Origin of the sequence: Pseudomonas sp. Ps21-P2 (genome assembly GCF_039672565.1) — a bacterium.
Lineage (GTDB): Bacteria > Pseudomonadota > Gammaproteobacteria > Pseudomonadales > Pseudomonadaceae > Aquipseudomonas.
Genome location: NZ_JBDFPL010000005.1, coordinates 195909 through 218702, shown reverse-complemented (window position 1 = coordinate 218702; position 22794 = coordinate 195909). Strand labels below are relative to the sequence as shown.

The following is a 22794-nucleotide window of genomic DNA, read 5'->3' as shown; positions in this document are numbered from 1 at the left end:
AACATGGCAGACACCGCTTCCATTGATGACCGTGAGTTCGGTCAATTCCAGAGCTGGCTGTACCGCGCGGCCGGCATCAACCTGTCGCCCGCCAAGAAAGCGCTGGTGGCAGGGCGTCTGTTCAAGCGCCTCAAGCATTACGAGCTGCAGAGTTATGGCGAGTATTTCAAGCTGATCATGAATGACCAGCGCAAGGGCGAGCTGCAAGTTGCCCTGGATTTGCTGACCACCAACGAGACCTATTTCTTTCGCGAGCCCAAGCACTTCGACTTTTTGCGTCAGCAGGTGCTGCCCAAGGCTGCGCCGGGCAAGGTGTTTCGGGTATGGAGCGCGGCCAGTTCCTCGGGCGAGGAGCCCTACAGCCTGGCGATGACCTTGGCGGAAGGCCTGGGTACCACGCCTTGGGAAGTGGTGGGTTCGGACATCAGTACTCAAGTGCTGGCCAAGGCGCGCAGCGGCCATTACGCCATGGGCCGTGCCGAGACGTTGCCTCAGCCGCTGCTGGTCAAGTATTGCCTGAAGGGCATCGGGCGCCAAGAGGGGACCTTCCTGATCGACAAAACCCTGCGCAGCCGCGTCAATTTTGTCCAGGTCAACCTCAACGAAGCGCTGCCGGCGCTCGGTGAATTCGAGGTGATCTTCCTGCGCAATGTGATGATTTACTTCGACCAGCCGACCAAGGCCCAAGTCGTCGCACGTATGCTGCCGCTACTCAAGCCCGGTGGCTACTTGATCATTAGTCACTCGGAAAGCCTCCACGGTGTTAATGACACCCTGAAGCTGGTGGCGCCCTCGATTTACCGCAAGCCATGAAAATGCCCGTCGGCGCCGCCGAAGTGGTATTGGTCCCGGGTCAGGTCAGTTTCGCGACGCGTCCGACGCGCTTGCGCACACTGCTCGGTTCCTGCGTGGCGATCACGTTCTGGCACCCGCAACGGCTGATCGGCGGCATGTGTCACTTCATGCTGCCTGGGCGCCTGCGCCACGATCAGCCGCTGGACGGCCGATATGGCGATGAGGCGCTGGAGTTGCTGCTTCGACACGTCCTCATCAACGGGACGCAGGTTGAGGATTACCAGATCAAGCTGTTCGGCGGCGGCAGAATGTTTCCCGATCAGCAGCGCGACCCGCGCACGCAGGACGTCGCCAGTATGAATATTCGCGCGGCGCTGGCCCTAGCCGAGCGTTACCACCTGCACCTGGCTGCTCAGGACATGGGCAGCACCGGTCACCGCACGATCATGTTCGACGTGTGGAACGGCAACGTCTGGGTTCGGCACCAACCAATGGGAACACTTCAACACGATGCCTACCAAAAAAATCAGTGTGCTACTGGTCGATGACTCGGCCGTGGTGCGTCAGGTGCTGATGGCGATTCTCAGCGACACGCCGGATATCCACGTCATGGGTGCCGCGTCCGACCCGATTTTCGCCATGGACAAGCTCGCCCGGGAATGGCCCGATGTGATCGTGCTGGACGTGGAAATGCCGCGGATGGACGGCATCACCTTTCTCAGGAAAATCATGAGCGAGCGGCCGACGCCGGTGGTCATCTGTTCCTCGCTGACCCAAAAAGGCGCGGAAACCTCCCTGCAGGCGTTGTCGGCAGGCGCAGTGGAAATCATCACCAAACCCACGACCGGGTTGAAAAATTTCCTGATCGAATCGGCGGCCGAGCTGGTGGCCGCGATACGCGCTGCCGCCAACTCCAACGTCAGGAACCTGGGAAAGCGCAGCGCCAGCCCGGTGCCGTTGCCAGTTCCGGCCGGGAAGTTGACTGCGGATGCGATCCTGCCTGCCGCCAGTGGCCACGCCATGGCACAGACCACTGAGCGCATCGTCGCCATCGGCACCTCCACGGGCGGAACCCAGGCGCTGGAAGCGGTGCTCAAGGCGCTGCCGAGGGTGTGTCCGGGCATTGTGATCGTGCAGCACATGCCGGAGAAGTTCACCGCCTCGTTTGCCGAGCGCCTCAACAGCATCTGTTCGATCGAGGTGCGCGAAGCGCGGAACAACGACCGCATCCTCCCAGGACTGGCCTTGATCGCCCCCGGGGGCAAGCACCTCATGGTCACCCGTAGCGGCGCTTATTATCACGCCCAAGTGATCGACGGGCCGCAGGTAAACCGGCATCGACCCTCAGTGGATGTGCTGTTCCGTTCGGTGGCCAAGTTCGCCGGCAAGAACGCTACCGGGATCATCATGACCGGCATGGGCGATGACGGCGCGCGCGGTCTCAAGGAGATGCTCGACGCCGGCGCCGCCACCGTGGCCCAGGATGAAGCGAGCTGCGTGGTGTTCGGCATGCCCAAGGAGGCCATCAAGCTCAACGCTGCCCAGCGGATCATGCCGCTGGAGCATATTCATCAGGCAATCCTCAACAGTTAGCCTGACCGCTGACCTTCAGCATCTGCCCAAGGAATGACCGATCACGATCGCTCTTTCATGGGCAGACGCTTGACCGAATACGCCCGCTTTTCATCCTCGGAGTTGTAGTAGACGTTCTGTGTCGTGCTGAGGCTGTTATGGCGCAGATCCACCTGCAGGTCTTTCATGTCGCGGTGCGGCGCGTCGAAGGTCGCCGAGGTGTGGCGCAGCCAGTGCAATGACGCCGCGCGCAGACGGCCTACGTCTTCGTCCGGCCAATGCTCGGCCTGCATGCGCTGCAGCGCGCGATCAAACACCTCCTGCAGCAACACACGGATATGCCGGTCGGATAACCCGGCGCGTCCACGTTGAGTGGCAATCAGCGGCGTGCTTTCGCGGAAGCCGGGCAGGGGGGACAGACCCTGATGAAGGCGCCAGCGCTTGAGGTAGTTCTCGACATAGTCGTCACGCACGCTGATCTTGCCGGCTTTATTACCTTTGCCCACCACGTGATACCACCAGTTCCCTGCGCCGTCCTTGCGCAGATCGCCCATGGTCGGCTTCCAGTTATCGCGGCCCACCAGATCGGAAACGCGGAGGTACATGGAGAAGATCGTTGCCACAATGAACAGCGTGCGCTCGTACTTGGCGTCCTCGGCCGCCAGCAACTCGGCGGTCTCCAACACGAAATCCCACTGCAGCGAGGTCAGGATGCGCGTGTCCTGGTTATCGGTGTTGCGCTCTTTGTATTTGCTCTTCTGTTTCACCGCGCGAAACGGGTTTTGCTCGCAGAAACCCTCATCGATCGCGTGCTGGAAAAAGCTGCCACACACCGCGAAGATCTGCGCGATAGAGCCTTGGGCCAGCCGATACGTGTCCTGAAGAGCGGGCCGGTTTTCTTCCTGCGCGCGCTTGCGTTCTTCCTTGGCGACGGTTTGGCTGAAGGGCCGCCAGTCGGGGTTGAGCACGTAGGTGTCCGTCGCGGTTTTCTTGCGTGCACCGAGGCGGGTGAAGCGGGATTTGACCACTGGACCCACCCACGCCGGATCGGGCGCCAGGCAGAATTCCATGAAACTCTCGGCCTGGGTGCGGCGCATGGCGAGGAGGGGCGTTCTGGATTTGAGCATCGTCCACAGCAGCAGCCGCTCGACGTGGGTGCGGTAGGAATTGAACGTGGATTCGTTGCCGGCGTAGGACTTGAGAAAGCTGCGCACGGCGCGGTAGCCTTCGATCGCCTGGGTTTCAGCAGGGAATTGCTCCAGATAATCCCGGATCGCCGGAAGCTCTTCCTTTAAGGAACTGAAGTTCAGCTCACCGAACTTCGCGTAGGTTTCGAACAGCGGATGGGGTGACGAAGGCGCGGGCATGGAATTCGCTGGCTGTGAGTGCGGGAGGTGCCGGCATGATCCTGCAGGTGACGTGCATATGCAATATCCGGGTCTGACAGTTATCGGATATTGCATTTGTGGGTTGGGGTGTGTTAGCGGGATTGCCTGGATATCTCTGGCTTTTGTGGGCTGATTTGGGCATCTCAGGTCATTGGGTTGGTTGTTTCTGTACCGGGCTGCGGTTTTGCGAGGGTTTAGGCGAGTTTGGCGCGTAAATGCGGCGGTTTTGCTGGCTGTACCGGCGTAATCAGTCTCGCGTATATGGGCTGCAGGGCCTGTATTACGGGGCTTTCAGGGAATACTCGGCCGTAACCGAGGCTGGATGTTTGGCTCAAGACTGTCTTAGGTTAAGTGGTTTGGTTGGCTTACCGTGCGGGCTGTCCTGGGTTTTGGCTGGGGACGGCTGGGCCTGTTGTGACTGGGTATCGCGGGTTCGCTCTTTAAATCCGGGTGATCAGGCATGTGTTGTTGGACCGCGTTGTGATAGGTCCTAGGGGCCGAGCCTGTGATGCGATCTGCGGCGCGAGTCATCGGCGCCGGTTAGACATCGGCGCTCACTTGATGCGAGCACCGGCGGTCATCCGGGTGCCAGGCAGTTGCAATGCTTAACAGGTGCCGGTGTGAATTCATACTCAGACTTTGCAGGGTGGGCAGCTGCAGCGAACAGTAACCGTGATGGATACGGCCGGGAACCTGGCAATCGATGAAACGCCGAAGTCGAGGGTAAGCGTTGACGTCGCTAGTCAGGCCGGATGCAGAAAGACCAGGGACAGTGGATTCAAGAGGCGGCACATTCGATTCTCCGTCACACCGCCCCAGCACCGTAATATCCCGTTACGCATAATATCTGTAACGTTACGTTTATTCCGACGCCGGGACAATTGCGCAGCCTCCCGGCTAGGATTTAATGTAACGTTCATTATGCGAGGCTTTTTACCTCTCTGACTCTGTAGTCGACTAACCTCGTTATGTCGCTGTCAATCAGCTTAAACATACTAGCTGTAGCCTCTTTCTCTGTTTCCGAGGCCATTTTTGACAGATTCTTCCACCTTACTGTGCCTCTCGCTCTACCCTGAACGTGCCACCCAGGCTCTGTTTTTTCTCTTCCTTTTTTAGAGCTGACATCCGTTACCGAAATTAACTTCGCTTCGGCTGTTTTCCTCGCTATTACCTCCTTGCCAAGCGCAATTTTTAGCTCCTCTATCTCCGCTTGTAGCGCTTTGATTTCTGCCGAATTATCGGTAACGTTACCCTTGTTTCTTTCACGGTAAGCCCTTTGCTTTTCGGCAGGCGTCATTGCTTTCCCGGTCTTTGGACGACCACGGCCGCGCTTTGCCTCGAAGGGGATCTGCTGTGTTTGTGTATCGGTTTGGTCGATCATTTCGCCGTCTCCATGTTTGGTTTCCATGGATCTATTATAGTAACGTTACCAATAATAAGATACCGGTAACGTTACTATAAATACGCCGCTCGTCGCCTTTCTGGTAACAGAATACCGTTACCTTATTTGCTCAGGTCAAGGGCCGCGACCCCGGCTTGTCGTGACGCGCTTCACCGTCGCGCCAAACGGAGTCCCGGAGCGAAGCGCTCCCTTTACCAGCCCCAATCCCCTCACTCTCTGCCTGGGGTGTGGGAGGCGCTTTTCCTCCCGCATCCCTGGCCCTCGCCGAGAGACTTCCGGTAGGACCCCCGGAGGGGCTTTTGACGTGCTTTTGCTGTCTTGCTCTTTGGCGATCGCCGAGCCGAGGAGGGTGGGGGTGCTGTTACACCCCCACTTTCATGCGGATTACCGCAATTTCAGGCATCACTCGCAATCGATAAACACTTCACCACTGTCTGTAAGTCGAGCGCAAGGCACTGATTTTTCTAGGATTTTGTGTACTAGCTCACTGTCTCGAAGCGGCTGCTTTCCCTGCCTGATCAGTATCTTGTTGAATTCTATAGCTTTTTGCCGGATTGCTTCCTGCTCCGCTGTCGTCAGTCTTACGTTCGTGGCCATGCCATCACCGTTCATCAAATATCCTCCTCATAATACATGTGTGCACGCAGACAAGTATTGACGTGTGCAGTTCCACATGTGTAGATTCGCGTCCTATGTTACTTGTGTGCATGTGTAAGGACGTTCTGCATGATCATCGATTGGCTTTCCGTTTCTCAGGAGCACGACCACGACCTTCCTGTCGTCTGTGACGTGTTCACGCTCACAATCGATGCCAACACGAATGAAGTTCTCAGCACACGTCAGCCTCGATTCAAGCACGAAGCCAGTCATTCCACTTCTGTGACAATCCACGTCCAAGGTCGCAAGGTTCGTGTCGAGGGCAACCCAAGCAGAGTAGGCCGCCTTGATAACCTCTTCGGTTTCACTTCCATCGAACAATGTATTTCCGTTTACAACGCGCTCTTGCGTGAATACGGGCTTCCTCCTTTCACCCGTTGCACTCGCATTGAATTGCGTCAGGGCGCGTCAGGCGCTAAGTCTGGCGATCGCGTTGCCGACGGTGCAAAAATCGAACGAATTGACCTGACTACAAACTTTGCGCTTGGAACTGGTAACGTTCTCGCTTACTTGCGTGGCGTATCCAGTCAGCGCATAGGCCACTCAATCGGTTTTCTTTACCCTAATGGTCGTACTGTTGCATGGACTCCAAAGGGTAATGGTCAGGGCGGTCGTCTTCAATATAGAAAAGCTTATGATAAAGCTTTCGAGATGGATCAAAACCTTCTCCCCAAAATTAAACGCCTATATGGCGAATTGTCTTCTGAATACGCGTATGTAACTAAAGTCCGTAATTATTGCTCTGAACAAGGCGTTGTTCGAATGGAGCAGGAACTTAAAAGCGAATACCTCCAGCGTGAGTGCCTCTGTTATTGGGGCTTATTTAATGAAAGCCGTCTTGGCGAACTCCACAGTGAGTTTTTAAAAATCGATGAGAAATTGAAGGTGACTGCCATGGATATTGTCAGCATTAGTCAGCAGCTTTTGGCCGAGGGCGTTTGTGATACTCTGCGCTCTGCACGCACTACGGCCAGCTATGCACTAGAGTGGATGACCGGCGCTCAGTTTGATTTCAAAAAAAGACAAGTTAACGAGCACGCTGCAAAGCTCAATCAAATAGGTATCAACATTCGTAATGCTTGTGATACCAGCCGCTTTGCACCCGTGTTTGTTCGCCAATGCCGCGAAGTTAGCAAATCTTCACTTCCCGTGCCGATGTGGTATCAGCGTCCTAATCATCTTAAGGTTGCAGCATGAGAACTGTTAGCTTTCAGGGCTCACAGCTTTCTCCTGGTCAGCGACGTCAGATTGAGCAGCGTCAGCAAGTTCGCGCATTTATGAACCCGGTACTTGCTCAATCTGTCGATGACACTATCAAGGCTATTGAGGATCGCAAAGAACAGGGTATTAAGCCTGAACGCATCTGGTTTAAAGATCGTGAAGAGAAGGGCACTTACTGTTTTGCTGAATGGATGGGATTCTAATGGATCGCGTTGATTACCAGAACCTCCGTTTTTCCGTGGAGATGCAAATTGCCGATCTTGATACTGGCCTCATTGACCGTGATGCTGTCGTTAACAGCATTATGCGTTCTTTCCTCCAGGCTGTTGCAGCTTCACAGGTTAAACGCAATTCCACCAAGCGCACTCTCGCAACTTTTCGTCGAGATGCCAAAGTTAAACCGCCCAGCTGGGCATTCAGTAAGTCGGGCATAAGTTCCCGTCTTCCCACTCTGTAAAAGGGCTTTATCATGACCATGACACTCCTAGTTGAAGTAACTGGCAATCAACGCTCCGGCACTTCTGGCAAAGGCAACCCTTACTGCATGTATGAGGCGTTTGTGCATCTTCCGAATGTTCCCTATCCGCAGAAGACTTCCTTCTATGCTCAGACCCCCCAGGAAGCTCCGCGTGCCGGTACTTATGAGTGCGATGTGATCGCCGATGTTCGCGACGGTCGCCTTGAGTTCACTTGCGACCCCCGTCAAGGCCGCCATAAGAATGTTCCTCCACTTCACACCGTTAACTCCGGCAAAGCCGCCGCTGTTTAAACCCCGAGGTCGTTATGTCTGACTCTGATGAGCAAATCGATTACCAGCCTGATTGCATGATTTGCGGCCAACAGTTGTTTGACGACGACCTGGCTAACGCGCTGGAGAATTACCGCGCCGATGATTACGCCTGTAGCGCCTGCCTCGCTGCCGCTGGGGACGCTTAATCATGCTGCCGCTCTGTGTAGTCCTCGACTCTGATAACCGTCTGGTCGCTCAAGGTGAGTTCTCAGGTGACTGCACAGGGTATGTTTTGCAGACTCCGGCAGACTTTGCCGGGTCAATGACAATTGCGGGCCTGTTTGCTTACCCGGAACCCGCCGCATTCGGGCTCGCATTTGGAACAACGTTCGGTCTGGTACTTTTCTTGGCCGCCGTTGCCTCTACTGTCGGAGAAGTCTCCGGCTTTTTCTCAAGTACGTCACAGGTAGAAGAACTATGAAACAACTGAAAGCACTGTTCACCATGTCCAAAACCCAAGCTGCTGTTGCAACTTCCGTCGCCGCAACTGTCGCCGCACCGATGACTTTCGCCGCTGGCAACGACATCGACTTCAGCACCATGATCGGCGGTATTGCCGGTGCAACGGCCATCGCTGCAATCGTTTCCATGGGCGTAGTGAAGATCGGCCCGAACTTCGCCAAGTGGGCTGTGAACAAGGTTGCCAGCTTCTTCTAATTGGCGTCCTGCTGCACCGAGGGTTCCCCGCGGGGAGCCCTTTTTTTTCTCTCAATTAATTTGGTGACTCATGATATGGCTGGTTATAGCTGCGTTTGGCGGTCTTGTTTGTGGTGGTGTCTGCTGTTATGCGTTTTTCCGTCCGTAGAAGCTGCTACCAAAAAGGTCAATGTCCCTTCCATTTCCACCCAGGTTGAAACTGGAACACCCAGTCTTAGCGGCGGAATACTTACCATGAGTAGTGCCATTGAAGGTGAGTACATACCGGCACCTACGAAGAATGTCCCCGTCCGTGGAATATTGGGAGGCACTGAGTTCGGTTTAAACACTATCAAGGCAGGCACTAAAAATTTGCTCAAAGGAGGGCTTCAGGCTGTTGTTATTGGCGCGGCTCTAGACCAGTTGCTCAAGGGGATCGGTTGGATTCAGGGCGAGGGTGGTCAAATTCAAAAACCTGTTGATGGTGCATCAGTCTCAACCATTCCTGCCAATGGTGAGTACTATTGGTATTCTCAGTCCTTTGCCAATAAACAGTTTTCTTCCGCTACAGATCTTTGTAATTTCTTAGCCGATAGTGGTGGTACTTCTTCCATTACTTCTATGGACTCCACCGGTACTGGTGCCGTTTGTACTTATCACGCTTATTCAGGTGGTTCGTTTGATATGCAGATGGCTCGTGCAGGTTCCCATTGCCCTGCATCAAGTTCTTACTCATCCTCCAAAGGTTCATGTATTTCAAATGATTCGAAACCTGTTCCTATAGCTGATCAAGATTGGATAACTATGGAGCAGTGGATTGATAATCAGGACTCCAAGTTTGTCCAAGATCTATTGAAACAACAATGCGTTGGCTCACTCGCGCCTAATCGCTGTTATGAGCAACTCCGCCAGAAACAACTAGATATGCGCGGCCCTAAGACTGTCGATGCTGGCTCTACCACTACAACCAGCACTCATGCCAATTCTGACGGTACCACTTCAACTACTGTTACTACTACTAATAATAAATACGATATTACTTATGGGCCATCGACATTTACCTATAACAAATCAAGTACCACCACATCATCAACCGATGGTAAGCCCGGTGAAATAACAACCACTACAGATCAACCTTCCGACGAGGCTGATCCTGATGACTCTGATGATGATTCTGATGACAAAGCTACTCCGTCCCCATGTGCAGGTGATGGCTGTGACGGTCCAAAATACGAGAAGTTGTATGAGCCGACAAAGGATACTAAGGAAAAAGCGTTAGACAGTTATGCCAGCCGTGTTAAAGCATTGCCGATAGTCTCGTCCGTGGCTGGCTTCTTTACGGTTAGTGCCTCTGCTGGCTGTCCTTCATGGTCTACTAATGTGTCCTTCGCAGTATTCGCTTCGATGTTCTCTTATGACTTGGTTTTCGACTTTTATTGTCAGCCATGGTTCGTTTCGATGGCTCAGTACGCAAAGATTGTCTTTTCAATCGTTTGCGCTTATCTGGCATTCCGTCAGGCCATTCTAGACTGAGGTATCTATGCAAGCGATTATCTCCACTATAGTTAGTTGGTGTGGCGCCATCCTAAAATGGTTTGCCAGAATATTTGAATGGCTTGGAGGTCTATTTAAGGACTTCATGGCCTTCATACTAGACTTCCCTCTAAAGGTATTGCAGGGTTTTTTAGATGGTGTTCTTTATTTGCTCGGTATGATCCCTGCACCTGAATTCCTGACACAGTATGGTTTGCAGGCGTTGTTTAATCAGTTGCCTGATACCGTTTTGTACTTCGTTGGCTTGTTCGGCATTGGTCAGGCTCTTGGAATATTGGGCTTGGGTGTCGCCTTTCGTTTAACTCGTAAATTGCTGACCCTTGGTCAGTGGTAAGGGCAGCGTGGTTATATGATTTTCGGTAGTGAAGGATTGCCACGTTCTGGCAAAAGTCTCGAATCCATGCAACACATAGTAGACTCGCTCATAAAGGGTCGAACCGTTGTTACCAACATCCATGGCATCAACAAGAAGGCGATTTCTGAGTATTGCGTTATTCCATTGCCCACTGTTGAGCGTTTGCTCATCACTTTGGAGCATCCTAAGGATTTGGACGAAGACCTTGTCGTGTCCTGGACGAAGGCAGAATTTCTTAAACATGCCATCACTGACTCGCTCTGGATATGGGACGAAGTTAACCAGTTCTGGCCGCCTGATCGTCAGCCGTTGCCCGCAGACTGGGCAAAGTTCGTTACTGAGCACGGTCATTTGGGTATTGATGTTCTCATCATGGGTCAGGACCTGACTGAGCTTCACACCACATGGCGTAAGCGTCTTCAGCGTTATACCCGATATACCAAGCTCGATATGATGGGGAAGGAGGACTCCTTCCACTGGGCCAGTTATAGCAATGCTGGTCGCAACAGGTTTAAGCGCACTGCTGAAGGCAAGAAGCCTTACAAGAAGGAGTTTTTTCCACTCTATAAGTCTCACCGCGATGAAACTCAGAATAAGGACAATTACAAGGATAAGCGCTACGGCATCTTTCAGACCAAGCATAAAGTTTATGGCTTGTTCTTTGTCGCCATATTGTTCTATGCGCTCTATTACCTCTGGAGCTTCTTCCATCACACTGAGGTCGCCAAAGTCCCAGGCACCGATCAAACCAGTAGCCAGGTCGTTGATAAGGTTCAGCCCAAGCCTGTCGATGCTCCAGAGGTTAAAACTAAACAACCCCCGGCGCCTGAGACTCAGGGTGGTTCCGTCGCCGCTGCTGTCCAAGCCACCAAGGCAGAACCAATTGACTACTTCGATAAGTTCGCCAGTCAGTACGATCTGCGCTTGTCGGCCATTCTTGAGCGTACGCCCGTAGACGGTGATACCCGGCCATGGCTCGAATTCCAGATTGACGTGCTCGATACTGCTTACCGTCTCAAGGAGCGATTTAACCGCGCTTCTATTGCTGCGCTCGGCTGGACCGTCGAACGCACTGAGTACGGCATCAAGCTGTCCAAACAAGATGTCGTGTATGTGGTTCGTCCGTGGCCGCTCGATAACTTTGGTAGAGTTCCCAACAAGTCTCTTGCTGATCAAAGGCCGAACCCGGCGGCGTCTCAGCTCGCTGAGCCGCCACAGGGTCGGCCAGCCTTTGGTAACACTCTTGCCGGTAACTCTGGCCAACGTTTCACAGTGGTCGAGGACACCAGTCGCGGCGGTCGGAGTGTTTTGAAATGACCTTGCTCTGTGACCGTTGCCGCACTCAACAACCGACTGCCCGATCCTATTCAACTGCCGGTGTTGCATACGTTCTTTGTGATCCTTGCCGTCAAGAGCTTGACCGTCCTTCGACGGATGATCGTCCTCGAGATCCGCAGGACGTTTCCCTCACTTGGCTGTTCTAAGGGTTCGCATAATATCTGTAACGTTACGTTTATTCCGACGCCGGGACAATTGCGCAGCCTCCCGGCTAGGATTTAATGTAACGTTCATTATGCGAGGCTTTTTACCTCTCTGACTCTGTAGTCGACTAACCTCGTTATGTCGCTGTCAATCAGCTTAAACATACTAGCTGTAGCCTCTTTCTCTGTTTCCGAGGCCATTTTTGACAGATTCTTCCACCTTACTGTGCCTCTCGCTCTACCCTGAACGTGCCACCCAGGCTCTGTTTTTTCTCTTCCTTTTTTAGAGCTGACATCCGTTACCGAAATTAACTTCGCTTCGGCTGTTTTCCTCGCTATTACCTCCTTGCCAAGCGCAATTTTTAGCTCCTCTATCTCCGCTTGTAGCGCTTTGATTTCTGCCGAATTATCGGTAACGTTACCCTTGTTTCTTTCACGGTAAGCCCTTTGCTTTTCGGCAGGCGTCATTGCTTTCCCGGTCTTTGGACGACCACGGCCGCGCTTTGCCTCGAAGGGGATCTGCTGTGTTTGTGTATCGGTTTGGTCGATCATTTCGCCGTCTCCATGTTTGGTTTCCATGGATCTATTATAGTAACGTTACCAATAATAAGATACCGGTAACGTTACTATAAATACGCCGCTCGTCGCCTTTCTGGTAACAGAATACCGTTACCTTATTTGCTCAGGTCAAGGGCCGCGACCCCGGCTTGTCGTGACGCGCTTCACCGTCGCGCCAAACGGAGTCCCGGAGCGAAGCGCTCCCTTTACCAGCCCCAATCCCCTCACTCTCTGCCTGGGGTGTGGGAGGCGCTTTTCCTCCCGCATCCCTGGCCCTCGCCGAGAGACTTCCGGTAGGACCCCCGGAGGGGCTTTTGACGTGCTTTTGCTGTCTTGCTCTTTGGCGATCGCCGAGCCGAGGAGGGTGGGGGTGCTGTTACACCCCCACTTTCATGCGGATTACCGCAATTTCAGGCATCACTCGCAATCGATAAACACTTCACCACTGTCTGTAAGTCGAGCGCAAGGCACTGATTTTTCTAGGATTTTGTGTACTAGCTCACTGTCTCGAAGCGGCTGCTTTCCCTGCCTGATCAGTATCTTGTTGAATTCTATAGCTTTTTGCCGGATTGCTTCCTGCTCCGCTGTCGTCAGTCTTACGTTCGTGGCCATGCCATCACCGTTCATCAAATATCCTCCTCATAATACATGTGTGCACGCAGACAAGTATTGACGTGTGCAGTTCCACATGTGTAGATTCGCGTCCTATGTTACTTGTGTGCATGTGTAAGGACGTTCTGCATGATCATCGATTGGCTTTCCGTTTCTCAGGAGCACGACCACGACCTTCCTGTCGTCTGTGACGTGTTCACGCTCACAATCGATGCCAACACGAATGAAGTTCTCAGCACACGTCAGCCTCGATTCAAGCACGAAGCCAGTCATTCCACTTCTGTGACAATCCACGTCCAAGGTCGCAAGGTTCGTGTCGAGGGCAACCCAAGCAGAGTAGGCCGCCTTGATAACCTCTTCGGTTTCACTTCCATCGAACAATGTATTTCCGTTTACAACGCGCTCTTGCGTGAATACGGGCTTCCTCCTTTCACCCGTTGCACTCGCATTGAATTGCGTCAGGGCGCGTCAGGCGCTAAGTCTGGCGATCGCGTTGCCGACGGTGCAAAAATCGAACGAATTGACCTGACTACAAACTTTGCGCTTGGAACTGGTAACGTTCTCGCTTACTTGCGTGGCGTATCCAGTCAGCGCATAGGCCACTCAATCGGTTTTCTTTACCCTAATGGTCGTACTGTTGCATGGACTCCAAAGGGTAATGGTCAGGGCGGTCGTCTTCAATATAGAAAAGCTTATGATAAAGCTTTCGAGATGGATCAAAACCTTCTCCCCAAAATTAAACGCCTATATGGCGAATTGTCTTCTGAATACGCGTATGTAACTAAAGTCCGTAATTATTGCTCTGAACAAGGCGTTGTTCGAATGGAGCAGGAACTTAAAAGCGAATACCTCCAGCGTGAGTGCCTCTGTTATTGGGGCTTATTTAATGAAAGCCGTCTTGGCGAACTCCACAGTGAGTTTTTAAAAATCGATGAGAAATTGAAGGTGACTGCCATGGATATTGTCAGCATTAGTCAGCAGCTTTTGGCCGAGGGCGTTTGTGATACTCTGCGCTCTGCACGCACTACGGCCAGCTATGCACTAGAGTGGATGACCGGCGCTCAGTTTGATTTCAAAAAAAGACAAGTTAACGAGCACGCTGCAAAGCTCAATCAAATAGGTATCAACATTCGTAATGCTTGTGATACCAGCCGCTTTGCACCCGTGTTTGTTCGCCAATGCCGCGAAGTTAGCAAATCTTCACTTCCCGTGCCGATGTGGTATCAGCGTCCTAATCATCTTAAGGTTGCAGCATGAGAACTGTTAGCTTTCAGGGCTCACAGCTTTCTCCTGGTCAGCGACGTCAGATTGAGCAGCGTCAGCAAGTTCGCGCATTTATGAACCCGGTACTTGCTCAATCTGTCGATGACACTATCAAGGCTATTGAGGATCGCAAAGAACAGGGTATTAAGCCTGAACGCATCTGGTTTAAAGATCGTGAAGAGAAGGGCACTTACTGTTTTGCTGAATGGATGGGATTCTAATGGATCGCGTTGATTACCAGAACCTCCGTTTTTCCGTGGAGATGCAAATTGCCGATCTTGATACTGGCCTCATTGACCGTGATGCTGTCGTTAACAGCATTATGCGTTCTTTCCTCCAGGCTGTTGCAGCTTCACAGGTTAAACGCAATTCCACCAAGCGCACTCTCGCAACTTTTCGTCGAGATGCCAAAGTTAAACCGCCCAGCTGGGCATTCAGTAAGTCGGGCATAAGTTCCCGTCTTCCCACTCTGTAAAAGGGCTTTATCATGACCATGACACTCCTAGTTGAAGTAACTGGCAATCAACGCTCCGGCACTTCTGGCAAAGGCAACCCTTACTGCATGTATGAGGCGTTTGTGCATCTTCCGAATGTTCCCTATCCGCAGAAGACTTCCTTCTATGCTCAGACCCCCCAGGAAGCTCCGCGTGCCGGTACTTATGAGTGCGATGTGATCGCCGATGTTCGCGACGGTCGCCTTGAGTTCACTTGCGACCCCCGTCAAGGCCGCCATAAGAATGTTCCTCCACTTCACACCGTTAACTCCGGCAAAGCCGCCGCTGTTTAAACCCCGAGGTCGTTATGTCTGACTCTGATGAGCAAATCGATTACCAGCCTGATTGCATGATTTGCGGCCAACAGTTGTTTGACGACGACCTGGCTAACGCGCTGGAGAATTACCGCGCCGATGATTACGCCTGTAGCGCCTGCCTCGCTGCCGCTGGGGACGCTTAATCATGCTGCCGCTCTGTGTAGTCCTCGACTCTGATAACCGTCTGGTCGCTCAAGGTGAGTTCTCAGGTGACTGCACAGGGTATGTTTTGCAGACTCCGGCAGACTTTGCCGGGTCAATGACAATTGCGGGCCTGTTTGCTTACCCGGAACCCGCCGCATTCGGGCTCGCATTTGGAACAACGTTCGGTCTGGTACTTTTCTTGGCCGCCGTTGCCTCTACTGTCGGAGAAGTCTCCGGCTTTTTCTCAAGTACGTCACAGGTAGAAGAACTATGAAACAACTGAAAGCACTGTTCACCATGTCCAAAACCCAAGCTGCTGTTGCAACTTCCGTCGCCGCAACTGTCGCCGCACCGATGACTTTCGCCGCTGGCAACGACATCGACTTCAGCACCATGATCGGCGGTATTGCCGGTGCAACGGCCATCGCTGCAATCGTTTCCATGGGCGTAGTGAAGATCGGCCCGAACTTCGCCAAGTGGGCTGTGAACAAGGTTGCCAGCTTCTTCTAATTGGCGTCCTGCTGCACCGAGGGTTCCCCGCGGGGAGCCCTTTTTTTTCTCTCAATTAATTTGGTGACTCATGATATGGCTGGTTATAGCTGCGTTTGGCGGTCTTGTTTGTGGTGGTGTCTGCTGTTATGCGTTTTTCCGTCCGTAGAAGCTGCTACCAAAAAGGTCAATGTCCCTTCCATTTCCACCCAGGTTGAAACTGGAACACCCAGTCTTAGCGGCGGAATACTTACCATGAGTAGTGCCATTGAAGGTGAGTACATACCGGCACCTACGAAGAATGTCCCCGTCCGTGGAATATTGGGAGGCACTGAGTTCGGTTTAAACACTATCAAGGCAGGCACTAAAAATTTGCTCAAAGGAGGGCTTCAGGCTGTTGTTATTGGCGCGGCTCTAGACCAGTTGCTCAAGGGGATCGGTTGGATTCAGGGCGAGGGTGGTCAAATTCAAAAACCTGTTGATGGTGCATCAGTCTCAACCATTCCTGCCAATGGTGAGTACTATTGGTATTCTCAGTCCTTTGCCAATAAACAGTTTTCTTCCGCTACAGATCTTTGTAATTTCTTAGCCGATAGTGGTGGTACTTCTTCCATTACTTCTATGGACTCCACCGGTACTGGTGCCGTTTGTACTTATCACGCTTATTCAGGTGGTTCGTTTGATATGCAGATGGCTCGTGCAGGTTCCCATTGCCCTGCATCAAGTTCTTACTCATCCTCCAAAGGTTCATGTATTTCAAATGATTCGAAACCTGTTCCTATAGCTGATCAAGATTGGATAACTATGGAGCAGTGGATTGATAATCAGGACTCCAAGTTTGTCCAAGATCTATTGAAACAACAATGCGTTGGCTCACTCGCGCCTAATCGCTGTTATGAGCAACTCCGCCAGAAACAACTAGATATGCGCGGCCCTAAGACTGTCGATGCTGGCTCTACCACTACAACCAGCACTCATGCCAATTCTGACGGTACCACTTCAACTACTGTTACTACTACTAATAATAAATACGATATTACTTATGGGCCATCGACATTTACCTATAACAAATCAAGTACCACCACATCATCAACCGATGGTAAGCCCGGTGAAATAACAACCACTACAGATCAACCTTCCGACGAGGCTGATCCTGATGACTCTGATGATGATTCTGATGACAAAGCTACTCCGTCCCCATGTGCAGGTGATGGCTGTGACGGTCCAAAATACGAGAAGTTGTATGAGCCGACAAAGGATACTAAGGAAAAAGCGTTAGACAGTTATGCCAGCCGTGTTAAAGCATTGCCGATAGTCTCGTCCGTGGCTGGCTTCTTTACGGTTAGTGCCTCTGCTGGCTGTCCTTCATGGTCTACTAATGTGTCCTTCGCAGTATTCGCTTCGATGTTCTCTTATGACTTGGTTTTCGACTTTTATTGTCAGCCATGGTTCGTTTCGATGGCTCAGTACGCAAAGATTGTCTTTTCAATCGTTTGCGCTTATCTGGCATTCCGTCAGGCCATTCTAGACTGAGGTATCTATGCAAGCGATTATCTCCACTATAGTTAGTTGGTGTGGCGCCATCCTAAAATGGTTTGCCAGAATATTTGAATGGCTTGGAGGTCTATTTAAGGACTTCATGGCCTTCATACTAGACTTCCCTCTAAAGGTATTGCAGGGTTTTTTAGATGGTGTTCTTTATTTGCTCGGTATGATCCCTGCACCTGAATTCCTGACACAGTATGGTTTGCAGGCGTTGTTTAATCAGTTGCCTGATACCGTTTTGTACTTCGTTGGCTTGTTCGGCATTGGTCAGGCTCTTGGAATATTGGGCTTGGGTGTCGCCTTTCGTTTAACTCGTAAATTGCTGACCCTTGGTCAGTGGTAAGGGCAGCGTGGTTATATGATTTTCGGTAGTGAAGGATTGCCACGTTCTGGCAAAAGTCTCGAATCCATGCAACACATAGTAGACTCGCTCATAAAGGGTCGAACCGTTGTTACCAACATCCATGGCATCAACAAGAAGGCGATTTCTGAGTATTGCGTTATTCCATTGCCCACTGTTGAGCGTTTGCTCATCACTTTGGAGCATCCTAAGGATTTGGACGAAGACCTTGTCGTGTCCTGGACGAAGGCAGAATTTCTTAAACATGCCATCACTGACTCGCTCTGGATATGGGACGAAGTTAACCAGTTCTGGCCGCCTGATCGTCAGCCGTTGCCCGCAGACTGGGCAAAGTTCGTTACTGAGCACGGTCATTTGGGTATTGATGTTCTCATCATGGGTCAGGACCTGACTGAGCTTCACACCACATGGCGTAAGCGTCTTCAGCGTTATACCCGATATACCAAGCTCGATATGATGGGGAAGGAGGACTCCTTCCACTGGGCCAGTTATAGCAATGCTGGTCGCAACAGGTTTAAGCGCACTGCTGAAGGCAAGAAGCCTTACAAGAAGGAGTTTTTTCCACTCTATAAGTCTCACCGCGATGAAACTCAGAATAAGGACAATTACAAGGATAAGCGCTACGGCATCTTTCAGACCAAGCATAAAGTTTATGGCTTGTTCTTTGTCGCCATATTGTTCTATGCGCTCTATTACCTCTGGAGCTTCTTCCATCACACTGAGGTCGCCAAAGTCCCAGGCACCGATCAAACCAGTAGCCAGGTCGTTGATAAGGTTCAGCCCAAGCCTGTCGATGCTCCAGAGGTTAAAACTAAACAACCCCCGGCGCCTGAGACTCAGGGTGGTTCCGTCGCCGCTGCTGTCCAAGCCACCAAGGCAGAACCAATTGACTACTTCGATAAGTTCGCCAGTCAGTACGATCTGCGCTTGTCGGCCATTCTTGAGCGTACGCCCGTAGACGGTGATACCCGGCCATGGCTCGAATTCCAGATTGACGTGCTCGATACTGCTTACCGTCTCAAGGAGCGATTTAACCGCGCTTCTATTGCTGCGCTCGGCTGGACCGTCGAACGCACTGAGTACGGCATCAAGCTGTCCAAACAAGATGTCGTGTATGTGGTTCGTCCGTGGCCGCTCGATAACTTTGGTAGAGTTCCCAACAAGTCTCTTGCTGATCAAAGGCCGAACCCGGCGGCGTCTCAGCTCGCTGAGCCGCCACAGGGTCGGCCAGCCTTTGGTAACACTCTTGCCGGTAACTCTGGCCAACGTTTCACAGTGGTCGAGGACACCAGTCGCGGCGGTCGGAGTGTTTTGAAATGACCTTGCTCTGTGACCGTTGCCGCACTCAACAACCGACTGCCCGATCCTATTCAACTGCCGGTGTTGCATACGTTCTTTGTGATCCTTGCCGTCAAGAGCTTGACCGTCCTTCGACGGATGATCGTCCTCGAGATCCGCAGGACGTTTCCCTCACTTGGCTGTTCTAAGGGTTCGCATAATGTATATTATGTTAAATTATGAAACACTTTACGTTGTAGATCAGCTCAGCCGCTTCTTGACAGCTGGCCTTTACCAGCATGTGTGATGCCGAACCTTACGCTCTCCAGGTCTTGGCGATCTGAGCGCACGCATCCTCCACCTTGTCATGCCGACTCGTTCTTTCTCAAAATGTCGGTTAGGCCATAACGTCTTTCTCAAGTACCGGGCTCAAGATGCTGGCGAGTTTTCTCGCGGGTGATGGCAACCCTGACGAGCAAACCGGTGACATGCCAGTGAGCATCCGCGCCCTGCTGACGCTAATCCTTCCGCTACCGTTACTTTTGCTTTGTCTGAAACTGCAAATATTCAAGCGCTTGGAACGGCCGCAGTCATCAGTCAGTGAGGGCGTCGAATCAGCGTTAAAGGTGTGCGTAAGTGTTATCCGTTCGGGTAAAGTGGCGCCGCTCGATAATTGGATTCGGGCTTTATTCAATGGAGTTTGTAAGTGAAGTCCTTCAGCAAAATCATCGTTTCTGCAGCATGTGGTCTGGTTCTCGCGGGTTGCACCGGCACCGCCATGAAGACCCAGCAATACGACAGCAGCCAGTACACCGTCGTTGGCCATAGTGAGGCAAGCGCCACTGGCCTGATGCTTTTCGGTCTGATCCCGATTCGTCAGAACGACCGTTTTGTCCGCGCGCAGAGTTACGCCATCCAGGCCAAAGGTGGCGATGCGCTGATTAACACTCAAGTGCAGGAAAAGTGGTTCTGGGCATGGGTTCTGAACGGCTACACCACCACCGTATCCGGTGACGTGATCAAACTGAAAGCCGCTCGATAAGTAGCGCTCGGTTTAAGAGAGCCCGGTTCGCCGGGCTTTTCTGTTTTTAGCGGTTGGAATGTATGGTGCCGCAGAAGTGTGCGGCGAACAAAACGGTTTGAATGTTTGTGGTCCTCAATAAGCATTCGGCGGACCTCTGCGCGCCACTTAGTGTGCGCCCGGATCCGACTTCGCTCTGGCGGCTGCTCTTGCCCTGAAGGCGCTAACTTTGGCAATCGTCCCGCAAGCCCTGCCATCCACCCCGCCTTTGGTCATGCCACACCAACGCTTGCTACCGTTGCGGGTGTTGTCGTAGAAAGCCCAACGGCAATCGCCACACGTTTTAAGTCGCGACCATGTACCTGACGAAATGGCATTGGCTACCGCCGCAAGAATATAGGCAATGTAACTGCCGTCTGCAGGCATCACACAGAGTTGGGACGCCCCCTCCTCCACAGATTTAACGCGAACTGACAGAGAGACTCGCGAGAACCAGGCGTTCAGCAGACCATTCGCCTCATCCAGTCCCTCGCATGACTTACGTAAGTCCGAGCGCAACTCCCGTAGCTGCTCCAAGGAATTCTTATCGGCCGGAGGATGAAGCGAAAGTGCCTCGCGCCAGCTTTCAGCGTCCCTTGCAAGCAGCGGCAGGTCATCCGTTGCCGTGCGTGTCTGGTTTGGAATCGACCACGTGTTAATGAAGCGTCGAACGTATTCGAGATCCCCCGGTGCTGCTTGATGCTGAGGTTGCATCGCCCTCTCCTATTGCAAACGCCATTTATCTAGGTAACCATCAAAATAAGATTGACGGTTACGGAGCCTCAACATGATCAAGGAAGTGCAGCCCGAACGACCGTTCTGGCCCCACGATATCCGCAGATTGCTGTGGATGCAGGGTCTGATGAATGCCTCCCATTTTATGACTATCCCACTGCTGGCGCTGTATATGTCGGCGAACCTTCATTTTGGTGCTGCCGCACTCGCGTCGGTGATGTCCGCCAATTTGCTTTCCGCGCAGGTGTTGCCGCTCGCCGCAGGCGCGATTACTGATCGGTTCGGCTCACACAGGGTCATCACCTTGGGCCTCCTGCTGCGAGGCTTGGGCTTTCTGGGTTTCAGCTATTTCGAGGGGGTGAGCGCCTGGGTAGTCTTCGCGGTGATCGCCGGTACCGGTGTCGCATGCTACGAGGGTGGCGTGTATGGCCTCTTCGGCCGGCAACCCAAAGAATCCCACTCAGCCCTCTTCGCGTCCAACAACCAAATGCTGAACGTCGGAGCAGTGGTGGGTCCTACAGTCGGCGGTCTTGCGGGCCTGGCTGATATTCGTGTGGCTTTCGGAGTCAGCGCCATTTTGTTCATTACCCTCAGCGTCGTCGCCCACCGGTCGAAATTCGGATCATCAGTGAGCTTCCGAAGGCAGTCCATGATTGAAAGCCTGAAGGCGGCCGCCACACATGCCGGGCTATGGCGGTTGATCGTGGTTTCATTACCGTGGTTTTTCCTGTTCCCACAGCTCTACGTTGCGTTTCCAATGTACGCAGGACAACTGGCCGGGCCTCATGCCGCTTCCGCCATTTATGTCATCAATGGCGTGGCCGGCCTCGCCTTTATCATTCTGGCGAAAGGGTGGATGACGAAAGTAAATCCTGCATCACTGACCACTTGGGCGTATCTGGGGGCGGGAGCTAGCTTCGCCAGTCTCGCTATGCTGCGCGGCATCGAATGGTTTCTGCTGTTTATCGTCGCCTATTCAGTCGTCGAGACCATCCTGTTGCCCACGCTCGAAAGCATGACCGCATCATTGGCAACGGAAGGGAGTCAGGGAACATTCTTCGGAGTGATGAGCGCAGTGGGGGCGCTCAGCGGCGCCGCCGGTTATTACGTGGGTAGCTGGCTCATACTAAACCGCACCCCTGTCGAGACCTGGTTAGCATTAGGGAGCGTAGGGCTTTTGGGATTTGTCAGCTCAGTGCTGTTACTTCGTGGGCCGGAATCCAAGGCGCTTGTCAGCTAATCTGCGCCTTGGCGAGCGGGTCGTTCGCGTGCACCGCGCGTCTACAGGTCCGACTACCTTTATTCCTCACCAAGGAGGTGGATTCCTAAATCATGCCGATCAGGCGCAAGGTGTGGCTTGAGCGTCAGTGCCGGAATTTCATAGTCGCCAGCGTTTTGCCTGCGAAACCGCAAAGGCTGGTCAAGGAACAGGTTATCCAGCCGAGTGGCATAGGCTGCGCATATCTGTTCGAACCGATCGGCGTCGGTTTTGCTGGTTTTATAGATCGGGAACGGCGGCATCACAGTGAATCCCGGGTAGAAAAGCACACCGTGCTGGATAGGGAACAGCACGTCATTCAAGGCACCATTGACGCCCCGGCCACTGTAGTGGGATTCCCAACCTCCCATCGTGACCACCAGCATCGCACGCTTGCCCGCCATGCTTCCCTCGCCGTAGCGATCCCCCCAGTGGCTTTCGCTGTGTTCGCCGACGCCGTAGGCAAAACCATGGGCGTACACGCGATCAATCCAGCCCTTCAGAATCGCGGGCATGGAAAACCACCACAAGGGAAACTGGAAGATCACGGCATCGGCCCACAGCAACTTGGCCTGCTCGGTCTCGATGTCCGCCGGCTGGGTACCGGCGACAAATACGCGATGGGACTCTGTCGCCGGGTTGAAGGGCTTATCGCTGGCGTAGCCGGGTGCGTCGTCCGGGTCCAGGGCGGCCTTCCAGCGCATCTGGTAGAGATCCGAGACTCGGACGTCATGCCCTGCGGCTGTCAGATGGGCAACCGCAAAATCTCTCAATGCGCCATTGAGAGAGCGAGGTTCGGGGTGGGCATAGATTAGAAGTAGCTTCATTG

Annotated in this window: 26 protein-coding genes; 21 read left to right on the top strand and 5 right to left on the bottom strand. The window is 52.9% G+C overall.

Going from position 1 to position 22794, the window contains the following annotated elements; all coding sequences use genetic code 11:
* The first annotated feature begins 3 nt into the window (after positions 1 to 3).
* From ABEH28_RS14720 to ABEH28_RS14710, 3 genes are read left to right on the top strand one after another with little or no spacing between them, the layout of a single operon-like run.
* Entirely contained in the window at positions 4 to 813 is an 810-nt protein-coding gene (locus ABEH28_RS14720; RefSeq protein WP_192173842.1) for a CheR family methyltransferase, read from the top strand.
* Positions 810 to 1343, top strand: a complete 534-nt coding sequence (gene cheD, locus ABEH28_RS14715; RefSeq protein ID WP_346630346.1) for a chemoreceptor glutamine deamidase CheD — start codon at positions 810 to 812, stop codon at positions 1341 to 1343. Before ABEH28_RS14720 ends, cheD begins: the two co-directional genes overlap by 4 nt.
* A complete protein-coding gene (locus ABEH28_RS14710) occupies positions 1306 to 2388 on the top strand; it encodes a chemotaxis response regulator protein-glutamate methylesterase (RefSeq protein WP_346630345.1) in 1083 nt (360 codons plus the stop codon). The genes cheD and ABEH28_RS14710 overlap by 38 nt, the downstream gene beginning before the upstream one ends.
* A gap of 41 nt (positions 2389 to 2429) precedes the next feature.
* Here ABEH28_RS14710 and ABEH28_RS14705 read toward each other — a convergent pair whose 3' ends face one another.
* On the bottom strand, positions 2430 to 3734 hold the full coding sequence (locus ABEH28_RS14705) for a site-specific integrase (RefSeq protein ID WP_346630344.1): 1305 nt from the start codon (positions 3732 to 3734) through the stop codon (positions 2430 to 2432).
* Positions 3735 to 4674: 940 nt separating this feature from the next.
* A complete protein-coding gene (locus tag ABEH28_RS14700; protein ID WP_346630343.1) occupies positions 4675 to 5136 on the bottom strand; it encodes a hypothetical protein in 462 nt (153 codons plus the stop codon).
* A 747-nt stretch (positions 5137 to 5883) separates the two neighbouring features.
* Between ABEH28_RS14700 and ABEH28_RS14695 the strand changes: the two genes are divergently transcribed.
* The 8 genes from ABEH28_RS14695 (at position 5884) to ABEH28_RS14660 (ending at position 11687) form a co-directional block, all read left to right on the top strand.
* Positions 5884 to 7011 (top strand): phage/plasmid replication protein, encoded by a 1128-nt coding sequence (locus ABEH28_RS14695; protein ID WP_346630342.1) that lies wholly within the window; start codon positions 5884 to 5886, stop codon positions 7009 to 7011.
* Positions 7008 to 7238, top strand: a complete 231-nt coding sequence (locus ABEH28_RS14690; protein ID WP_346630341.1) for a hypothetical protein — start codon at positions 7008 to 7010, stop codon at positions 7236 to 7238. The genes ABEH28_RS14695 and ABEH28_RS14690 overlap by 4 nt, the downstream gene beginning before the upstream one ends.
* A gap of 266 nt (positions 7239 to 7504) precedes the next feature.
* Positions 7505 to 7804: a propanediol utilization protein gene (locus ABEH28_RS14685; protein ID WP_346630340.1), complete on the top strand. Its 300-nt coding sequence runs from the start codon at positions 7505 to 7507 to the stop codon at positions 7802 to 7804.
* A gap of 14 nt (positions 7805 to 7818) precedes the next feature.
* Complete coding sequence (locus tag ABEH28_RS14680) at positions 7819 to 7971, top strand: hypothetical protein (RefSeq protein WP_192174722.1); 153 nt, start codon at positions 7819 to 7821, stop codon at positions 7969 to 7971.
* Positions 7972 to 8242: 271 nt separating this feature from the next.
* Positions 8243 to 8482 (top strand): hypothetical protein, encoded by a 240-nt coding sequence (locus ABEH28_RS14675; RefSeq protein ID WP_346630339.1) that lies wholly within the window; start codon positions 8243 to 8245, stop codon positions 8480 to 8482.
* 234 nt (positions 8483 to 8716) lie between these two features.
* Positions 8717 to 9994 (top strand): hypothetical protein, encoded by a 1278-nt coding sequence (locus ABEH28_RS14670; RefSeq protein WP_346630338.1) that lies wholly within the window; start codon positions 8717 to 8719, stop codon positions 9992 to 9994.
* A gap of 7 nt (positions 9995 to 10001) precedes the next feature.
* Complete coding sequence (locus ABEH28_RS14665; protein WP_346630337.1) at positions 10002 to 10349, top strand: DUF2523 family protein; 348 nt, start codon at positions 10002 to 10004, stop codon at positions 10347 to 10349.
* Positions 10350 to 10364: 15 nt separating this feature from the next.
* On the top strand, positions 10365 to 11687 hold the full coding sequence (locus ABEH28_RS14660; protein WP_346630336.1) for a zonular occludens toxin domain-containing protein: 1323 nt from the start codon (positions 10365 to 10367) through the stop codon (positions 11685 to 11687).
* A gap of 254 nt (positions 11688 to 11941) precedes the next feature.
* Here ABEH28_RS14660 and ABEH28_RS14655 read toward each other — a convergent pair whose 3' ends face one another.
* The gene (locus ABEH28_RS14655; RefSeq protein WP_346630343.1) at positions 11942 to 12403 is read right to left on the bottom strand and encodes a hypothetical protein; all 462 of its coding nucleotides are present in this window, start codon (positions 12401 to 12403) and stop codon (positions 11942 to 11944) included.
* Between the two features lie 747 nt (positions 12404 to 13150).
* Between ABEH28_RS14655 and ABEH28_RS14650 the strand changes: the two genes are divergently transcribed.
* From ABEH28_RS14650 to ABEH28_RS14610, 9 genes are all read left to right on the top strand, one after another.
* The gene (locus tag ABEH28_RS14650; protein ID WP_346630342.1) at positions 13151 to 14278 is read left to right on the top strand and encodes a phage/plasmid replication protein; all 1128 of its coding nucleotides are present in this window, start codon (positions 13151 to 13153) and stop codon (positions 14276 to 14278) included.
* Entirely contained in the window at positions 14275 to 14505 is a 231-nt protein-coding gene (locus ABEH28_RS14645) for a hypothetical protein (RefSeq protein ID WP_346630341.1), read from the top strand. The genes ABEH28_RS14650 and ABEH28_RS14645 overlap by 4 nt, the downstream gene beginning before the upstream one ends.
* Positions 14506 to 14771: 266 nt before the next feature.
* Positions 14772 to 15071, top strand: coding sequence for a propanediol utilization protein (locus tag ABEH28_RS14640; RefSeq protein WP_346630340.1), 300 nt, complete (start codon positions 14772 to 14774; stop codon positions 15069 to 15071).
* A gap of 14 nt (positions 15072 to 15085) precedes the next feature.
* Positions 15086 to 15238, top strand: coding sequence for a hypothetical protein (locus tag ABEH28_RS14635; protein ID WP_192174722.1), 153 nt, complete (start codon positions 15086 to 15088; stop codon positions 15236 to 15238).
* 271 nt (positions 15239 to 15509) lie between these two features.
* The gene (locus tag ABEH28_RS14630) at positions 15510 to 15749 is read left to right on the top strand and encodes a hypothetical protein (RefSeq protein ID WP_346630339.1); all 240 of its coding nucleotides are present in this window, start codon (positions 15510 to 15512) and stop codon (positions 15747 to 15749) included.
* Positions 15750 to 15983: 234 nt separating this feature from the next.
* Positions 15984 to 17261 carry a hypothetical protein gene (locus tag ABEH28_RS14625; protein WP_346630338.1) on the top strand — a complete coding sequence of 426 codons (1278 nt, stop codon included), beginning with the start codon at positions 15984 to 15986 and terminating at the stop codon, positions 17259 to 17261.
* A 7-nt stretch (positions 17262 to 17268) separates the two neighbouring features.
* On the top strand, positions 17269 to 17616 hold the full coding sequence (locus tag ABEH28_RS14620) for a DUF2523 family protein (protein ID WP_346630337.1): 348 nt from the start codon (positions 17269 to 17271) through the stop codon (positions 17614 to 17616).
* Between the two features lie 15 nt (positions 17617 to 17631).
* Positions 17632 to 18954, top strand: coding sequence for a zonular occludens toxin domain-containing protein (locus tag ABEH28_RS14615; RefSeq protein WP_346630336.1), 1323 nt, complete (start codon positions 17632 to 17634; stop codon positions 18952 to 18954).
* A gap of 664 nt (positions 18955 to 19618) precedes the next feature.
* A complete protein-coding gene (locus ABEH28_RS14610) occupies positions 19619 to 19954 on the top strand; it encodes a hypothetical protein (RefSeq protein ID WP_282367849.1) in 336 nt (111 codons plus the stop codon).
* A gap of 147 nt (positions 19955 to 20101) precedes the next feature.
* Here the strand turns inward: ABEH28_RS14610 and ABEH28_RS14605 are convergent, their stop codons facing one another.
* Positions 20102 to 20686 (bottom strand): CGNR zinc finger domain-containing protein, encoded by a 585-nt coding sequence (locus ABEH28_RS14605; RefSeq protein WP_346630335.1) that lies wholly within the window; start codon positions 20684 to 20686, stop codon positions 20102 to 20104.
* 73 nt (positions 20687 to 20759) lie between these two features.
* Here ABEH28_RS14605 and ABEH28_RS14600 point away from each other — a divergent pair, with 73 nt between their 5' ends.
* Entirely contained in the window at positions 20760 to 21947 is a 1188-nt protein-coding gene (locus tag ABEH28_RS14600) for an MFS transporter (protein WP_346630334.1), read from the top strand.
* A gap of 59 nt (positions 21948 to 22006) precedes the next feature.
* Here the strand turns inward: ABEH28_RS14600 and ABEH28_RS14595 are convergent, their stop codons facing one another.
* A complete protein-coding gene (locus tag ABEH28_RS14595) occupies positions 22007 to 22792 on the bottom strand; it encodes an NAD(P)H-dependent oxidoreductase (RefSeq protein ID WP_346630333.1) in 786 nt (261 codons plus the stop codon).
* Positions 22793 to 22794: the final 2 nt, after the last annotated feature.

Bases quoted from the DNA above. Each gene is read 5' to 3' on its own strand.
- ABEH28_RS14635 (WP_192174722.1), top strand. From the start codon at position 15,086: ATGTCTGACTCTGATGAGCAAATCGATTACCAGCCTGATTGCATGATT.
- ABEH28_RS14595 (WP_346630333.1), bottom strand. From the start codon at position 22,792: ATGAAGCTACTTCTAATCTATGCCCACCCCGAACCTCGCTCTCTCAAT.
- ABEH28_RS14615 (WP_346630336.1), top strand. From the start codon at position 17,632: ATGATTTTCGGTAGTGAAGGATTGCCACGTTCTGGCAAAAGTCTCGAA.
- ABEH28_RS14690 (WP_346630341.1), top strand. From the start codon at position 7,008: ATGAGAACTGTTAGCTTTCAGGGCTCACAGCTTTCTCCTGGTCAGCGA.
- ABEH28_RS14685 (WP_346630340.1), top strand. From the start codon at position 7,505: ATGACCATGACACTCCTAGTTGAAGTAACTGGCAATCAACGCTCCGGC.
- ABEH28_RS14655 (WP_346630343.1), bottom strand. From the start codon at position 12,403: ATGATCGACCAAACCGATACACAAACACAGCAGATCCCCTTCGAGGCA.
- ABEH28_RS14700 (WP_346630343.1), bottom strand. From the start codon at position 5,136: ATGATCGACCAAACCGATACACAAACACAGCAGATCCCCTTCGAGGCA.
- ABEH28_RS14630 (WP_346630339.1), top strand. From the start codon at position 15,510: ATGAAACAACTGAAAGCACTGTTCACCATGTCCAAAACCCAAGCTGCT.
- ABEH28_RS14665 (WP_346630337.1), top strand. From the start codon at position 10,002: ATGCAAGCGATTATCTCCACTATAGTTAGTTGGTGTGGCGCCATCCTA.
- ABEH28_RS14670 (WP_346630338.1), top strand. From the start codon at position 8,717: ATGAGTAGTGCCATTGAAGGTGAGTACATACCGGCACCTACGAAGAAT.
- ABEH28_RS14640 (WP_346630340.1), top strand. From the start codon at position 14,772: ATGACCATGACACTCCTAGTTGAAGTAACTGGCAATCAACGCTCCGGC.
- ABEH28_RS14650 (WP_346630342.1), top strand. From the start codon at position 13,151: ATGATCATCGATTGGCTTTCCGTTTCTCAGGAGCACGACCACGACCTT.
- ABEH28_RS14695 (WP_346630342.1), top strand. From the start codon at position 5,884: ATGATCATCGATTGGCTTTCCGTTTCTCAGGAGCACGACCACGACCTT.
- ABEH28_RS14600 (WP_346630334.1), top strand. From the start codon at position 20,760: ATGATCAAGGAAGTGCAGCCCGAACGACCGTTCTGGCCCCACGATATC.
- ABEH28_RS14680 (WP_192174722.1), top strand. From the start codon at position 7,819: ATGTCTGACTCTGATGAGCAAATCGATTACCAGCCTGATTGCATGATT.
- ABEH28_RS14645 (WP_346630341.1), top strand. From the start codon at position 14,275: ATGAGAACTGTTAGCTTTCAGGGCTCACAGCTTTCTCCTGGTCAGCGA.
- cheD (WP_346630346.1), top strand. From the start codon at position 810: ATGAAAATGCCCGTCGGCGCCGCCGAAGTGGTATTGGTCCCGGGTCAG.
- ABEH28_RS14710 (WP_346630345.1), top strand. From the start codon at position 1,306: ATGCCTACCAAAAAAATCAGTGTGCTACTGGTCGATGACTCGGCCGTG.
- ABEH28_RS14620 (WP_346630337.1), top strand. From the start codon at position 17,269: ATGCAAGCGATTATCTCCACTATAGTTAGTTGGTGTGGCGCCATCCTA.
- ABEH28_RS14625 (WP_346630338.1), top strand. From the start codon at position 15,984: ATGAGTAGTGCCATTGAAGGTGAGTACATACCGGCACCTACGAAGAAT.
- ABEH28_RS14660 (WP_346630336.1), top strand. From the start codon at position 10,365: ATGATTTTCGGTAGTGAAGGATTGCCACGTTCTGGCAAAAGTCTCGAA.
- ABEH28_RS14675 (WP_346630339.1), top strand. From the start codon at position 8,243: ATGAAACAACTGAAAGCACTGTTCACCATGTCCAAAACCCAAGCTGCT.
- ABEH28_RS14705 (WP_346630344.1), bottom strand. From the start codon at position 3,734: ATGCCCGCGCCTTCGTCACCCCATCCGCTGTTCGAAACCTACGCGAAG.
- ABEH28_RS14605 (WP_346630335.1), bottom strand. From the start codon at position 20,686: ATGCAACCTCAGCATCAAGCAGCACCGGGGGATCTCGAATACGTTCGA.
- ABEH28_RS14720 (WP_192173842.1), top strand. From the start codon at position 4: ATGGCAGACACCGCTTCCATTGATGACCGTGAGTTCGGTCAATTCCAG.